General features: G+C 67.7%; 14 protein-coding genes and 1 pseudogene. 4 read left to right on the top strand and 11 right to left on the bottom strand.

Annotated features, from left to right (window positions below):
- Nucleotides 1–179: 179 nt before the first annotated feature.
- A complete protein-coding gene (locus tag ACSDR0_RS25660; protein WP_435291431.1) occupies nt 180–971 on the top strand; it encodes a hypothetical protein in 792 nt (263 codons plus the stop codon).
- Between the two features lie 431 nt (nt 972–1,402).
- Here ACSDR0_RS25660 and ACSDR0_RS25655 read toward each other — a convergent pair whose 3' ends face one another.
- Nucleotides 1,403–1,633: a GNAT family N-acetyltransferase gene (locus tag ACSDR0_RS25655; protein WP_435291430.1), complete on the bottom strand. Its 231-nt coding sequence runs from the start codon at nt 1,631–1,633 to the stop codon at nt 1,403–1,405.
- A gap of 379 nt (nt 1,634–2,012) precedes the next feature.
- On the opposite strand from ACSDR0_RS25655, the gene ACSDR0_RS25650 reads away from it, so the two are divergent.
- The gene (locus tag ACSDR0_RS25650; RefSeq protein ID WP_435291429.1) at nt 2,013–2,447 is read left to right on the top strand and encodes a DUF5980 family protein; all 435 of its coding nucleotides are present in this window, start codon (nt 2,013–2,015) and stop codon (nt 2,445–2,447) included.
- Between the two features lie 77 nt (nt 2,448–2,524).
- On the opposite strand, the pseudogene ACSDR0_RS25645 reads toward ACSDR0_RS25650, so the two are convergent.
- The 9 genes and pseudogenes from ACSDR0_RS25645 to ACSDR0_RS25605 all read right to left on the bottom strand — a co-directional run bounded on the left by ACSDR0_RS25645 (nt 2,525) and on the right by ACSDR0_RS25605 (nt 12,194).
- Nucleotides 2,525–3,335, bottom strand: a pseudogene (locus ACSDR0_RS25645) (IS630 family transposase).
- Between the two features lie 103 nt (nt 3,336–3,438).
- A complete protein-coding gene (locus ACSDR0_RS25640) occupies nt 3,439–4,338 on the bottom strand; it encodes an aminoglycoside phosphotransferase family protein (RefSeq protein WP_435291428.1) in 900 nt (299 codons plus the stop codon).
- A 480-nt stretch (nt 4,339–4,818) separates the two neighbouring features.
- Nucleotides 4,819–5,487 carry a response regulator gene (locus ACSDR0_RS25635; protein WP_435291427.1) on the bottom strand — a complete coding sequence of 223 codons (669 nt, stop codon included), beginning with the start codon at nt 5,485–5,487 and terminating at the stop codon, nt 4,819–4,821.
- The gene (locus ACSDR0_RS25630; RefSeq protein WP_435291434.1) at nt 5,484–6,653 is read right to left on the bottom strand and encodes a sensor histidine kinase; all 1,170 of its coding nucleotides are present in this window, start codon (nt 6,651–6,653) and stop codon (nt 5,484–5,486) included. The genes ACSDR0_RS25635 and ACSDR0_RS25630 overlap by 4 nt, the downstream gene beginning before the upstream one ends.
- Nucleotides 6,654–6,748: 95 nt before the next feature.
- Nucleotides 6,749–7,333: a hypothetical protein gene (locus ACSDR0_RS25625; protein ID WP_435291426.1), complete on the bottom strand. Its 585-nt coding sequence runs from the start codon at nt 7,331–7,333 to the stop codon at nt 6,749–6,751.
- 248 nt (nt 7,334–7,581) lie between these two features.
- Nucleotides 7,582–8,943 (bottom strand): GH1 family beta-glucosidase, encoded by a 1,362-nt coding sequence (locus ACSDR0_RS25620; protein ID WP_435291425.1) that lies wholly within the window; start codon nt 8,941–8,943, stop codon nt 7,582–7,584.
- Nucleotides 8,940–9,818 carry a carbohydrate ABC transporter permease gene (locus ACSDR0_RS25615; protein ID WP_435291424.1) on the bottom strand — a complete coding sequence of 293 codons (879 nt, stop codon included), beginning with the start codon at nt 9,816–9,818 and terminating at the stop codon, nt 8,940–8,942. The genes ACSDR0_RS25620 and ACSDR0_RS25615 overlap by 4 nt, the downstream gene beginning before the upstream one ends.
- A 1-nt stretch (nt 9,819) precedes the next feature.
- Nucleotides 9,820–10,746: a carbohydrate ABC transporter permease gene (locus ACSDR0_RS25610; RefSeq protein WP_435291423.1), complete on the bottom strand. Its 927-nt coding sequence runs from the start codon at nt 10,744–10,746 to the stop codon at nt 9,820–9,822.
- 170 nt (nt 10,747–10,916) lie between these two features.
- Nucleotides 10,917–12,194 carry an ABC transporter substrate-binding protein gene (locus tag ACSDR0_RS25605; RefSeq protein WP_435291422.1) on the bottom strand — a complete coding sequence of 426 codons (1,278 nt, stop codon included), beginning with the start codon at nt 12,192–12,194 and terminating at the stop codon, nt 10,917–10,919.
- Nucleotides 12,195–12,444: 250 nt separating this feature from the next.
- Between ACSDR0_RS25605 and ACSDR0_RS25600 the strand changes: the two genes are divergently transcribed.
- Nucleotides 12,445–13,449: a LacI family DNA-binding transcriptional regulator gene (locus ACSDR0_RS25600; RefSeq protein WP_435291421.1), complete on the top strand. Its 1,005-nt coding sequence runs from the start codon at nt 12,445–12,447 to the stop codon at nt 13,447–13,449.
- 456 nt (nt 13,450–13,905) lie between these two features.
- Nucleotides 13,906–14,043 carry a hypothetical protein gene (locus tag ACSDR0_RS25595; RefSeq protein ID WP_435291420.1) on the top strand — a complete coding sequence of 46 codons (138 nt, stop codon included), beginning with the start codon at nt 13,906–13,908 and terminating at the stop codon, nt 14,041–14,043.
- A gap of 231 nt (nt 14,044–14,274) precedes the next feature.
- On the opposite strand, the gene ACSDR0_RS25590 is transcribed toward ACSDR0_RS25595, so the two are convergent.
- A complete protein-coding gene (locus ACSDR0_RS25590) occupies nt 14,275–14,649 on the bottom strand; it encodes a VOC family protein (RefSeq protein WP_435291419.1) in 375 nt (124 codons plus the stop codon).
- Nucleotides 14,650–14,843 lie beyond the last annotated feature (194 nt).

Genomic DNA, 14,843 nt, shown 5'->3' with positions numbered 1-14,843 from the left:
GTCACCAGACACGTGCCCTGATCAGCCATTATCGGAGGCGCGGTGATCCACTCCCAGTGAATCTACGAATGTAGTACCAGCCTGGCGACAGGACGCTGTAACTAGCGCGAGATGTCGGAGTGTAAAGATCACGCTGCAGCCCTTCACCGTGGGGGGCACGAGCGGGAGGACGTTTTCAGATGAGGCGATGGATCGCCGCGTCGGCTGTCATGCTGGTCGTCCCGATGGTGGCAGCCGGACTCGGCGGCACCGCGAACGCCAAGGGCGCTCCGGACCCGATCAACGCGCTCAAGCGCCAGCTCGTCGAAAACCGGGGCGTGAAGATGTCGAAGGTCCACACCTCCACATACATAGCGGACGGGGAGAAGGAACACTTCTGGACCGAGGCCGTCGCCGAGTTCGGTAGGGGCAAGATCGCGGTTATCGATATGACCTTTGACTCCGACCGGAGAAACTGGACCGACCCCATACGGCAGGTCATCGTCGAGGGCCGCCAGTACATCCAGGACGACCACTTGCCCAACGGTAAGAGCTGGATCCTGCGCGAGGACAACGAGATCCGGCCGGTATTGGGCGCTGACTGGATCACGCTCGCCGATCCGGTCATGCTGAAGACGGTGCTGGCCACCACCAAGGTCAAGCGCCACGCAGGCGTCTACGACGGCACTCCTACCACGCTCTACCAGGGCACGATCACCCTGGGTCAGCTCTACAAGGCCTCTCCCGGGTTTCCTTTCGGACTTGTGGTGAAGCCCACCGAAAAGGAAGCGAAGGCCAAGATATCTTGGCGGCTCTGGCTCGGTGAGGACCAGCTGGTGCGCAGGGCCTGGGGTTCGTGGAGCGAACCGTTTTCCAAGAACGGTGATGTTCCCGTCTCGTATGTCGTTGATGCTCGCCTGACCGGCTGGGGCGCCGAAACCGACATCGCCGTTCCTTCCGCCGACGATGTGGTGACGCTTTCAGACTGGTAGAGGTCTAAGACCTCCGTTTCGCTGAATCCGGCCGTCGGATGGCGACCGCCGCTCCAAGCGGCCGAGGCGTCCTGACATCCGGTGCACACGAAGGCATTCCAACCGGAAGGCCACGATCCACGGCCTTGCAATCAACAGGACGCCGATCATGAGGTGGCTCAGAGCTTCTTTAATCGTCGGCCAGGTGAAAGCCGGTAGCCCGCGCCACCGCGACGCTTGCCGCGTTCGCTGGATCAATCCGTAGAACCACGCCGCGCATCCTGAGCGAGGTACAGGCAGTCGGTCATCAGCTCAACAGCACGAGCCGCCAACCGTTCTCCCCGGTGCCGAGCACCGATCGCGTAAGCAAGTTCGGCCACACCGGGCTCATCGGCCGTACGGAAGAGCAGCACCTCCCCTTGTGCTTCACCACCATCCCTGGTGATCGCGAGCTACATGCCGCGATCAGCAGCACGCGCTCTGCGCGACTGGGACAGGTACTCCTGAGCGGCGTCGAAGTCGAACGGCGAACGTAGCGGAGTCCAGCGAGCGACCTGCGGTTCATCGAAAAGGGCAACCATGACAGGAAGGTCCTCATCGGTCCACTCGCGCAGGTGAATTCCGAGGCCCGGCAGTTGGACATCGAGAGGAAACCGGCCTTTGGTACCGTCCAGCGCCGTCATGATATTGATTCTGCTTGAGAACGCATCTTGTGATCAAGTTCTTGAAGGCTTCCCAGGCTGCGAGGAAGGGCCGCAGGCGGTACAGCCCCACGATCGCCTGATGGTGGCTGATTTCTCCGCTGATCGGGGATGTGAGTGTCCGCAGTGGAGTACCGCGGTGCCGGGCGGTCGGTGGTCAAGGCTTCGGTGAGCTCACCGCCATCGAGAGCGTTGAGGGTCGCGAGGCAGTGGAGGTCGGCGTAGTCGCGCTCTCGGGTGAAGACGCGCCCCCGGAAGTCGAAAGTTTCGAAATCAAACAGAAACTTGTCAGAGATCCTTTAACTGTCAATAATTGATGTTGTAAGCAAGCGTCCGAAGCACAAGCACCAAGGAGGCAACCGTGAAAAAGATCCACCGTGCCGCCAGGCTGACACTCGGCGCGACGGCCGGGCTGGCGCTCGCGCTGTCCGGCACGACACCCGCCTCGGCGGCGACGTGGGAACTGCGCGCTTCCGGCCAGCAGATCTGCGTCACGTCGAGCGGCGGCCACCCCGGTACGTACTTCTTGGCCCCGGTTGTCGGAAGCTGGTCGACGACCGTCCAGATCGGACTGCGGAACCTGCCCCCCGGCTCGACCAGCGCGGGCGGCACACCGATCGCACCCGGATCCAATTACCCCGACCCCGGCAACGGGGCGACGACAGTGAACGGCTTCGTCCAGATATCGATCCCGCCGCTCCCGGTCGGGGTGTACACCCCGCTGCTGACGGCCTCGGACCATGCGGAGACCCAGTCCGTCCCCGTCACCATCAACGTGAAGGAGAGCTGCTACTAGCCTCGCCTTCCACACGTGCCACCTGGTCATTGATCAGCCGCCATGACCGATCCGGCATCCGACGTAATCGGCACAGCTTAGGGTTGGTGACGTGCGGAAACGGAGGCCGGCTGGTGTCCTGCGTCGGAAATTCGTCGGCAGCGTCGGGCGAGTGATTCGAGGATCTCTTCGGCGGTCTTCTTCCACACGAACGGCCGGGGGTTGTCGTCCCACTGGCTGATCCGGTCGCGGATGCCCTTGCAGTTCGCCGATGGCGGTCCCGTCAACGAGGTCGAACGCGGCGAACAGGCCGGTGATGCCGTTGCGGACGTGGTCGCGGGTGCGGCGCTCGGGCATGCCCGGCATCATCGGCAGCACCGGCTGCGAGCGGTCCAGGGCCTGGAGTTGGGACTCCTCGTCCGCGCACAACACCACGGCCCGCTCGGGCGGGTTGTGATGGAGCCCGACGACATCGACGACCTTCTCCACGAGAAGTGGGCCGCTCGACAGTTCGAAAGTGTCGGCCTGGTGGGGTTCGAGGCCGAGGTCGCGCCAGATGCGTCCGATCGTGGACTTGCTCGGTCCGCTGAGCCTGGCCATCGAAGCCCGCGACCGGTGCGTGGCGCCGGTGGGGGGCTGTGCCGGCGTCGCCACCACGACCTGTTCGACCCGCTCCGGGCTGACAGACGGGGCCGGCCCGGTCGCTGCTCGTCCATCAGCCCATCGGTCCATCAGCCCCTCCAGCCTCGAACGGACGAACCGGATCCGCCATCTGGACACCGTGTCGCGGTGCACCCGCAACCGCGCGGCGATCTCGATGTTGTCCTTACCGTCCGCGCACGCCGGCACGATCTTGGATCGCATCGCCAGGACCTGCGAGGACTTACTTCGCCGCACCCGGCATTCCAGGGTCGCCCGCTCCTCGTCCGAGAGCGTTACCGGAGTTTTCGGTCGTCCCGTCCGCGCCGTACGACCACTCCAGACTTAGCGGACGAATTTCTGACGCGGGACACTAACCGATGAGGGCCTCGGTGATCTGATGGGTGGTCTGCGCGGCGACCCTCGGGTTGACGGCAGCGTAGGTGGTGTAGGCGTTCAGACCGGTGGCAAGCGCCCAGCCGCGACCCCGGGTCCAGGTGGCGTCGTCCACACCGAGCGCGGCGCGGAAGGCGGTCCGGCTGTCGGCCGACATCAGGGTGAAGGCGATGGTCAGGTCACAGGCCGGATCGCCGATGCCGAGCTCACCGAAGTCGATGACCGCGCTGAGACGGCCGTCGACGGTCAGCAGGTTGCCGGTGTGGAAGTCGCCGTGGAACCAGACCGGAGAGCGATCCCATCCAGGGGCGCTCACGGCCGCGTTCCACAGTTCGGTCATGGCGGTGGCGTCGAACACGCCGCCGACCTCTGCGATGGCGGCCCGCGTCGCGCGATCCCGGTCCGCCAACGGCCGGCCGATGAGGTCCTCGCGGGCCTCCATGGTCTGAACGTCCTCGGACATGAACCGCTGAAGGGCTGCTAGGAACTCCGCCAGTTCGACGGCGGCCGCGGATGAGTCGGCCAGTGCCTCGACGGTCGCCACCTCGCCCTCCATCCAGCGGGACACCGCCCACCGCCACGGATAGCCGAAGTCGGGCTCACCCACTCCCACCGGTACCGGGATGGCCAGGGGTAGTCGCGGGGCGAGCCGGGGCAGCCACTCGAGTTCCTTCTCGGCCTGTCCGATGGCGTCGGCGTGGCGGGGCAGCCGGACGGACAGTTGCTCGCCCAGCCGGTAGATCACATGGTCCGAGCCGGCCGGATCGAGCAGCTCCAGAGGCAATGCGGCCCACTGCGGGAACTGCGTATCGACCAGCCTCCTGACCAGTGCGGCATTGATCGTGGGGCGGGTGTCTGCGGTTCTCGAGGTCGCCAAGAGCAACTCCTGCGATCGGCCCGCTCCGTGCGGCGGGCGGCCGGACCATCACAGTGCATCGTGGGCTTGCCTGTCGACCGGGTTTCCTCGCTGGACCGGCCGGGTCGCGTGTAGTCCGGGATCATGATCAAGCCGATTTGCGAGCAGGATGTCGGGAGTTCGAATCTCCTAGACTCCACCACCCTCGAAAGGTGAAAAACCCAGGTCAGGCGCGGGTGACCTCACCGGGATTTTGATCTTCATTCGGGCTCGTCCGGTTTCCGTGCCCGGTGCGCGCCCGACCGCTTCCCAAGCACCCCATGAGCGAGGTCGTCATGGCGACGGCGCGCCGTCGTACGGTCCGGTGTCGTGGTCGCCGGTTGCGCATGTGGCCCGGGAATCGATCACGGCCAGGGCCGTCCTCCGCCGCACCGCATCCGATGGCCGGACGAGAAGCCGGTCGGCCGTTCGGGCCGGAACGGTGTGGTGGGCCGTCGGCGTCTACACCGACCTGCCGGGGACCGCGAGACCGGTCTCGTAGGCGGCGACCACCGCCTGTACCCGATCGCGCAGCCCGAGTTTGGTGAGCACGTTGCTGACGTGCGTTTTCACCGTGTGCTCGCTGAGCACCATGGCTTCGGCGATCTCCGCGTTGGACAGTCCGCGCGCGATCATCTGAAGTGTCTCCTGCTCGCGAACCGTGAGTACGGCGAGTCGCTCAGCAGGCGGGGTGACAGGACGGGTGATCGTTCTGGAGGTGAACTCGGCGATCAGCTTCCTCGTGACGGAAGGCGCGAGCAGTGACTCCCCGGCTGCGACCACCCGCACCGCGTGGACGAGGTCGTCGCGGCGGACGTCCTTGAGCAGAAACCCGCTCGCGCCCGCTCTTAGCGCGTCGTAAACGTAGTCGTCCAGGTCGAACGTGGTCAGCATGAGCACCCGGCAGTCGGTCTCGGCGCACACGATCCTGGCCGCTTCGATGCCGTTCATCGTGGGCATGCGGATGTCGAGGAGGAGCACGTCCGGCCGGTGCTCACGGACCGCCGCGACGGCCTCGGCACCGTCGTTCGCCTCGGCGACGACCTCGATGTCGGGCTGGGCGTCGAGGATCATGCCGAACCCGGCGCGCACCAGCTCCTGGTCGTCGGCTACCACGACTCTCAGGGTCATGCCGTCACCGCCTGTGCCAGCGGCAGCCGTACGAGCACCTGGAAGCCCGGCCCGTCCGGGCGAGGGCCCGTGGTGGCGGAGCCGCCGAAGGCGGCGGCGCGCTCGCGGATGCCGATCAGACCGTTTCCGCCGGCGGGGAAGGACGGCCCGGAGCCGCGGCCGTCGTCGGTGATGATGATCATGAGTGTGTCATCCTGCCAGAGGAGCCGAATGTCGGCACGGGTGGCGCCCGCGTGCTTGACGATGTTGGTGAGGGCTTCCTGGGTCACCCGGTAGGCGGCGACCTCGATGTCGGGAAGCAGCGGCCTGGGCTCACCGGAGGTGGAGTAGGCCACCTCGAGCCCGGCATCGGAGACCTGGTCGGCCAGCTCGGCCAGGTCGTTGATGGTCGGTTGCGGCGCGCGCGAACCCGTGTCCTCCTTGAGCGCGGTCAGCATACGGCGGAGCTGGACCATGGCATCGCGTCCCGCGGAGGCGATCGCGTCGAAGGCGGCCTCGGCGCGGGCCGGGTCGCTTCTGACCACGACGGGACCGGCCTCGGCCTGCACCACCATGAGGCTGACCGCGTGGGCGAGGATGTCGTGCATGTCGCGGGCGATCCGGGCTCGCTCGCGCTCGGCGGCCCGTTCGATCTCGGCCTGGCGCTCGTACCTCAGCCGGGAGGCTCGCTCCTCCAAGGCTGTGGCGTATGCGCGGGAGGTGGCGGAGGCGCGGCCGATCGCGTACGCGGCGACGAACAGCACGACGCCGCGCAGCGCGGTCTCCGAGGAACCGACCAGGAGCAGGCCCCCGCCGACCGAGAAGATGAGCATGATCACGCGGGGCAGGCGCGAGGAGTAGGCGGCGACCGTGTAGGTGGCGATGAGCCCGCCGTACCAGATCGGCTGTGAGGGGACCTCGTCCACGAGGTCGTAGAGGGAGGTCGCGACGAGGGTGCATATCAGCGCGACCACTGGCGCCCGCCGTCGCCACACCAGCGGCAGGGCGGCGGCGACCACGACCGCGTATCCCCACCAGTGCCATGGCACGGCATACGGGTTTTCGCGGGAGAGGAACGGCCACAGCTGCACGCCCATCACCAGTACGGCGAGCGCTGTGTCCAGCCATGGAGGTGGAAGAGATCTTAACCGGCTGCGAGCTTGGACGAAAAATGGCAAGGCGGACACAGCGTCCAATCTTGTCTCCTCTTTCCGACCTTCCGGCACAGCGAAAACGGGGAACGCGAAACGACGGACCAGATGGCCCGCCGGTTGGCGTCCTGTCACACGACGGCGGGGACGGGCTCGGCGGTACGGGAGGACTGACCGGCGAGAGGGGCGAAGGAGACGAGCAGAAAGACGGCCCCGAGCGGGATGAGGTCCTTGTCGACGAACGGGAGGAGGAGGTCGAGCAGGACCAGGAAGGGCGTCCAGACCTTGACGCGGCGGGCGACGGCGAGCTGGACGACGAGCGCGAGCTGGCCGATGTAGAAGAGGAACGGACCGCCGTCGTAGACGGCGATGGAGACACCGGGGACGTCCTGGATCCGGTCGAAGAGGACGCCCATACCGGCACGGTCGGCGGACAGGAAGCCGACCACTATGTCGATGACGAACTGCGCGGAAAGCGCCAGGGTGCCGACGATCCCGATCGTGGCGCTCACGTTGGCGAGGGTGTTTCGTCCCGCCAGCCGGCGCATCTGCAGGAAGGTGGAGACGAACATGGCCAGGGCCGCCATGAAGGCGAGGTGGCCGGTGGTCCAGGCGAGGCCGGGACCTCGGCTGCCGTCGAGTCCGTCGAGGATCCGGATCACTCCGTAGGCCATGACGAGCAGGGGGGCTGCGACGAATGCGATGCGGGGGTTCATCCGGGAGACTCCTCAGTGGTTTGCCTACGCCCCAATCCTGGATTTCTCCGGCCTGGAAGTAATCGCCGAGGAGAGCGATCCCGGCGCTCCCTCTTGCGAGGGAGTGCATCCCCCTCGCATCGGCGACATCCCGGCCACCGGAGGCAGGTGCGATCCCAGACCGCCCTCCTAAATCCGCGCCGTACGGGGTACGGTCTCCTGGGCCGGCGCTTGTACCGATGAGGTGCCGAGGTCGGGTGCCTGGATCTTCACCCCTGTTTCCCGATGAACTCGCGCAGCCAGTGGAAGCTCGCCTTCTCGGTGCGGGCCTGGGTCTCGTAGTCGACGTGGACGAGCCCGAACCGGGCGGCGTACCCGCGGGCCCACTCGAAGTTGTCCAGCAGCGACCAGCAGAAGTAGCCGCGCACGTCCACACCGTCGGTCATCGCGGCGCGGATGGCGGCCAGGTGGTCGCGCAGGAAGTCGACGCGACCGGTGTCGTCGAGAGTCCCGTCGTCGCCGTAGCCGTTCTCGGTGATGAAGATCGGCGGCAGCGCGGGGTAGCGCCGGGTCAGGCCGAGGAGAGTCTGGTGGAGTCCTTGCGGCTCCATCGGCCAGCCCAGCCCGCTGGTCGCCGCGCCGTCCGGGGTGACGTTGCGCACCCCGAGGTCGAAGGCGGAGCGCAGCGCGGGGTCCGCCTGCTCGTACGGCGCCGCGGCGGCGTGGATGCGGTAGTAGTAGTTGACGCCCAGGAAGTCCAGCGGAGCGCCGATGACCTCCAGGTCGCCCTCGCGGCGGAAGGAGAAGTCGCTGATGGCGCCGAAGGTCTCCACCATGTCGGGCGCGTAGGCGCCGAGCAGCAGCGGGTCGGTGAACTGCCGGTTGACCAGCAGGTCCATCTTGCGCGCCGCGTCGGCGTCGGCCGCCGAGCCGGTCGCGGGCACCGTGGGCGACATGTTGAGCGTGATGCCGACCTGCTGCCCCGGCCGCGCCCGCGCCCGCAGCCTGGCCGCCGCGAGGCCGTGGCCCAGCAGCAGGTGGTGGGCGGCGGCGAGCGCGCCGTGACCCTCGCGTGCGCCGGGGGCGTGGCGGCCTTCGGCGTAGCCGACGATGGACGAGCAGTACGGCTCGTTCAGCGTGATCCAGTGTGACACCGTGTCGCCCAGCGCCTCGTGCGCGACCTCGGCGTAGTCGGCGAAGCGCTCGGCGGTGTCGCGGTCGCGCCAGCCGCCGCGGTCCTCCAGCGCCTGGGGCAGGTCCCAGTGGTAGAGGGTGACGTACGGCTCGACGCCGCGCTCGCGCAGGGTGTCGGCGAGCCGCCGGTAGAAGTCGAGGCCGCGCCGGTTCACCCGGCCGTCGCCGTCGGGCACGATCCTGGGCCAGGCCAGCGAGAAGCGGTAGGCGCCGGTGCCGAGCCGGTCCATCAGCTCCACGTCCTCCCGCCAGCGGTGGTAGTGGTCGCAGGCGTGCTCGCCGCTCTCGCCCCTGGCCACCGCGCCGGGGACGCGGCAGAACGTGTCCCAGATCGAGGGCCCGCGCCCGTCGGCGTCCACGGCGCCCTCGATCTGGTAGGCGGCCGTGGCCGTCCCCCACACGAACCCGGCGGGAAAGGCCGTACGTTCCTGGGTCATCCCTTGATCGCTCCTGACATGATTCCCCCAATGATCTGACGGCCCAGCGCGGCGAAGACCGCCACGATGGGCACGATCGCGAGCACGGTGCCGGTGAGCACGAGCGCGTAGTCGGTGGTGTAGCCGCTGGCCAGGCTGGAGAGCGCGACCTGGACGGTCGGGTTCTCCGGCGTGAGGACGACCAGCGGCCAGAAGAAGTCGTTCCAGGCCTGCATGAAGGTGAACAGGCCGAGCACCGCGGCGGCCGGCCGGGCGGCGGGCAGCACGACGTGCCAGAACAGCCGCAGCGTGCTGCACCCGTCGATGCGACCGGCCTCCAGCAGCTCGTCGGGGATGGCGCTGGAGAGGTACTGGGTCATGAGGAACACGCCGAACGCGGTGACCAGGCCGGGCACGATCACCGCTTCGAGCCTGCCGGTCCAGCCGAGCTCCGCCATGAGGATGTACAGCGGGATGATGCCGAGCTGCTGCGGCACGGTGGTGGTGGCGATGGCCATGACGAGCAGCACGTTGCGCCCGCGGAAGCGCAGCTTGGCGAAGGCGAAGCCGGCCAGCGTGGAGAACAGCACGACCGAGACGGTGACCGAGCCGGACACGAGGAAGGAGTTGAGCATCGCCTGGCCGAACGCGGTGGTGTCGAAGACCCGGGTGATGTTCTCGAACAGGTGGCCGCCGGGGGTGAGGACCGGCGGGACGCTGGCGATGGCGTCGTTGTCGTGGGAGGCCACGATCAGCGACCAGTAGATGGGGAACAGCGAGCCGAGCAGCACGGCGACGAGCGCGGCGTAGGTCCAGAACCCCGCGCCCCGGGGGGTCAGGCCGCGCCGGACGGCCCGGGCGTTCAGGCCGCGTCGGACGGCGGTGACGGTTGCCATGTCAGCTGCTCCTGATCCTGCGCGTGATGGCGAAGTTGACGAGCGCCATGACCACGATGATCATGCAAAGCGTCCAGGCGATCGCCGAGGCGTAGCCGAACTCGTACATGCTGAAGCCCTGCTCGTAGAGGTAGAGGCCGACGGTCTGGAACTGGCGGTCCGAGCCGCCGGTCGGGTTGCCGGTGCCGGCCTGGAAGAGCAGCGGCTCGGCGATGATCTGGAAGCCGCCGATGGTGGACACGACGGCGGTGAAGATGATCGTGGGGCGGAGCATCGGCACGGTGATCTTCCGGAACTGGGTGAACTGGCTCGCGCCGTCCAGCCGGGCCGCCTCGTACAGGTCCTCGGGGATGGTCTGCATGGCGGCCAGGTAGATGAGGGCGTTGTAGCCGGTCCACCGCCAGATGACGATCATCGAGATCGCGACGTGCGAGGAGAGCGTGCCGGCCTGCCAGTCGATCGGATCCAGGCCCACCAGGTCGAGGGCCCAGTTGACCATGCCGAAGTCGCGGCCGAAGAGCTGGGCGAAGATGATCGTGACCGCGACGATCGAGGTCACGTTGGGCAGCAGCACGCCCATCCGGAACAGCGTGCGGGCGCGCAGCCTGCGGTTGAGCATGTGCGCGATGAACAGCGCGGCCAGCAGCTGCGGCACGGTGGACAACAGCCAGATGCTGACGGTGTTGAACAGCGCGTTCCAGAAGTAGTCGTCGGCCAGCAACTCGGCGTAGTTGGCCAGTCCCACCCACTCGCGGGCCGGGTCCAGCAGGTTCCAGTCGGTGAGGGAGACGTAGGCGGTGTACAGCAGCGGGAACATGCCCACCACCCCGAACAGCAGGAAGAACGGGGCGATGTAAAGGTACGGCGAGCCCTTGACGTCGAGCTGGTAGGCCCAGCGGCGCCGGGGCCCTGATCTGACGGGGGTCACAATCGGGGCTCCTCGGGGGAGGCGGAGGTCACGGTCGGCTCCTCGGAGAGACGGAGGCCACGGTCGGCTCCTCGGGGGAGACGGGGGGCACGGTCGGCTCCCCGGGGGAAGGGGTGCGACGGCGGGCCCTGACCGCCCGCCGTCGCCCGGCTCTCACGGATCGATGCGCGTCACTTGCTGATGCGCTCGACGTCCCCGAGCATCTGCGTCCACGCCTCGGCGCCGTCCTGCTTGCCCTCCTCCACACGGTTGATCGAGTCGCGGATGGCGGTCTGGATGTCGCCGGCCCTCGGGCCCTGGTACTGCGGCTTGAGGTTGCGGGCGGCGGTGGTGAAGATCTGCCCGATCGGCGCGTCGTTGAAGAACTCGTGCTTGAGCCCGGTCACCTCGGGCTTGTCGTAGGTGGCGACGGTGGAGGGCAGGATGCCGTGCTTGGTGAACACCTCGATCTGCTGTTCGGGCGCCGTCAGCCAGGTGATCAGCGCCACGGCCTCCTTCAGGTGCTTGCTCTGGGCGGGGACGGTCAGGTAGGAGCCGCCCCAGTTGCCGCCGCCGCCGGGGATGGCGGTCACGTCCCACTGCCCGGCGAAGGCCTTGCCCTGGTCCTGGATCTTGGCGAGCATCCAGGCGGGGCAGGCGATGGTGGCGAACTGGCTCTTGGCGAAGCCGGTGTTCCAGGCGGGTGAGCTGCCGACGAGCTTGGCCGACTGACCGTCGGCCACGGCCTTGAGCACCTCGTCGTAGGCCGAGCGGACGGCCGGGTTGGTGGCGACCACGACGTTGTCCTGGGTGTCGTAGTAGCCGGTCTCGGCCTGGCCGATCATCGCGTTGAACACCTGAGGGCCGCCGTCGAAGAACGCGGCGCCTTCGGGCTTCTTGGCGGTGTAGCGCTTGCCGGTCTCGAAGTAGGACGCCCAGTCGGGCCAGAGCTTGGCGACCTCGTCACGGTCGGTGGGCAGCCCGGCCTTCTCGAACAGGTCGCGGCGGTAGCACATGGCCAGGCCGCCGACGTCGGTGCCGTAGCCGATCTGGGCCCCCGACTTGGCCAGCGACGCCTCCCACTTCCACGGCAGCCAGCGGTCCTTGAGCTGGTCGGCGCCGTGCTGGCGCAGGTCGGCGAAGTGCTGGGGCTGGTTCCTGAACTGGGCGACGAAGCCGGTGTCGATCGCCTCGATGTCGGCGGTGCCGCTGCCGGTGGCCAGGTGCGCCGCGAGGTTGCGGTGGTGGTCGTTGTACGCCGACGTCCTCTCGACGATCTTGATGTTGGGGTGGGCGGCCTCGTACTTGGCGTAGAGCTCCTTGAAGCCCATGTTCCCGAACAGGTTGAGGGCCAGGGTGACCTTGCCGTCGGTCGGCGTGGAGCCGGTGGAGGGGGAGCCGCCGCAACCGGCGGCGAGCATGCCGATGGCCAGCACTCCTGCGGCGAGACTGATTCGTCCAGCAGACACCTGGGACTCCTTCGAAGGGAGAGGAAGGGTGACTGCGAGATGCGATGAGAAGGCCGAGCCCCGCGGCAACGGTGCGGCATCAGCCTGTCAGTGGGCCATTCCACAGAACGCCACCCCCTTCCGTCAAGTCACAGAAACGTCACGCGATGGAAATCTGTGGCATTGGGTTGACATGGTGTTGGCCCTCACATAACTTCCATGCAACCGGTTACATGAAACCGGTTTCAGCGAGATGCGATAACGTACGCCCGTGGCAACGATTCGAGAGCTGGCGCGCCTTTGCGGGGTGTCGTCGGCGACTGTCTCCCGCGTGTTCAACAACCCCGAGGTGGTGAACGCCCAGACCCGCGAGCTCATTCTCAGCACCGCGGCACGCATCGGATACCTGCCCAACGAGTCGGCCCGCACCTTGGCCACCAAGAGGTCCCACATGGTCGGCCTGATCTGGGACACCGACCACCGCCGCCCCGGCTGGCGGCACCCGTTCTTCCAGGAGATCCTCATCGGGCTGAAGACCGCGCTGAGTGAGCGCGGCTACCACCTGCTCATGCTCGCCACCAGCGAGGACGGCACGCCCGACAGCTTTCTCCGCGCCGTGCGCAGGCACAACCTCGACGGCGTGGTCTTCATAGACAACGGCAGGGCCGACCCCTCGCTCCAGCCGCTGGCGGCGTCGGAGGTGCCGTGCGTCTCCCTCGACCGGCCCGTCCAGGGGCCGTGGACCACCTACGTGACCTCCGACAACGTGGGCGGGGCGCGCGAGGCGGTCCGCCACCTGCACGCGACCGGGCGCCGGGGCATCGCCACCATCACCGGTCCGGCCCGCACCAGGCCGGGCGCGGAGCGGCTGCGCGGCTACCTGGAGGAGCTGGCCGCGCTCGGCCTGGCGCACCGGCCGGAGCTGGTCGTCGAGGGCGACTTCTACCTGTCGAGTGGTTACGCCGCGATGCGTGCCCTGCTGGAGCTGGAGGAGCCGCCCGACGCGGTGTTCGCCGCGGGCGACGAGATGGCGATCGGCGCGCTGCGGGCCGTGACCGAGGCGGGGTTGAAGGTGCCCGAGGACATCGCGCTGGTCGGGTTCGACGACATCGAGCTGGCCGCGCTGGTGCCGCCGGGGCTGACGACGCTGGCCCAGGACAAGGCGGGCTTCGGTACGGCGGCGGCCGCGGCGGTCATCACGATGATCAACGAAGGCGTCACCCCTCTCCCGCGGATCCTGCCCACCTCGCTGGTCGTCCGCGGCTCCACCGGATAGACCCGGCCCGCGGTTCGAACCGCGGCTGCTTATCTTGTCCTCTTGTCCTCTTGTCCTCATCGACCGCTGTCGTCGGCGACGGGGGTCGTAGTCGCGACCCTTGCCGTGCGGCAGCCACGTACAGCGAAAGGGGCGGACGGCACCACATCACGGTGGCCATGAACACCGCTCGATCGAGGTCACCGAGGTCAAGGCTCCCGCCAACCGCTACGAGGTCGGCTACAGCGCCGAGCCGGCCGACAACGCCAGCGCGGTGCTCGACCCCGAAGAACTCTCCGACTGGTCGCCTCACTGGTCTACGTCGGTGCGCCGGTCAAGATGCGTTTTGAGCTGTCGCGCCCCGGTCTCGATCATTTCGCGAAGACGATGTCAGAGGGGACGCCGCCTGGAAAGCGGAATTGGATTGGTTTGTATCCCGTCGAATATCTTGAAGGATCCCCCAGCGCCTTCGGCTTCATGATCGACGACACGGGTTTCCTTACCAGTTACGGCCTCGCCTGGGTCCCGAACGGTGATCCGTACGACATCGACGGACCTGGCATCTACCACCACATCGACGGCCCCTGGTACGTCTGGGAGATCAGCGACTGGTAGGTGGCCCGTCCTCTCGGGCACAAAAAAGCCCAGGTCAGGCATGGTCGCCGAAGCCTGGGCCCTGATTGTTCTCGGGTCCGTCCTGACCTCGCATGCTCAAGATCCAACGATGGCCACCGGAAAGGGTTCCGCCCGGCTCGCCGAGAAGATCGGGCGGATCGGAGAGCGGGAGTTCGAGGCCTCGTAGCGCGATGTGCACCGCGACGGAGCCGCACGGCCAGGGTGAGCGATCTACGCCTCTGCCCAGACCCCGAGTTCGTTCCCGCTCGGATCGGTGAAGTGGAAGCGGCGTCCACCGGGAAACTCGTACGGCCCGTTCACCACCTGGCCGCCCGCGTTGATCACTGCCTTCACGGACCGGTCCAAGTCGGTGGAGTAGAGCAGCACGAGTGGGCCGCCCGCCCGTACCTCCTGGCCCGCACGGAGACCACCCACTTCAGGTGCGGTTTCGCCCTGCGGGCTCTGGATGCCGGCGTACTCGGGCCCGTAATCGGTGAATCGCCAGCCGAAGGCTTCGGCGTAGAAGCGCTTGGCCTGCTCAAGGTCGGTGACGGTGAGTTCCACGTAGTCGATGGCATGGTGTCGACGTGCAGAAGGATGAGTCATGCGCCGCATTATCCGCGCCGGGTACGACATTCCGCGCCGAAGCGCGGCCCCCGTCGCGGAGCGGCGACACGCGGGGTTGCTGTACGGCCCAGGGGCGGGCAGGCCGTACAGCGGTTCGCGCAGCGGCCCTGCCGTACGAGAGCACGCGGCACAGGCCCGCCCCCTGAGAGGAGCGGGCCCGCGAAGCCGCCTCG

It is taken from the genome of Streptosporangium sp. G11, from assembly GCF_051192615.1.
GTDB lineage: Bacteria > Actinomycetota > Actinomycetes > Streptosporangiales > Streptosporangiaceae > Streptosporangium.
Note: the sequence above shows the minus strand (reverse complement) of the source record. Positions and strands in the feature narration are given on the sequence as shown.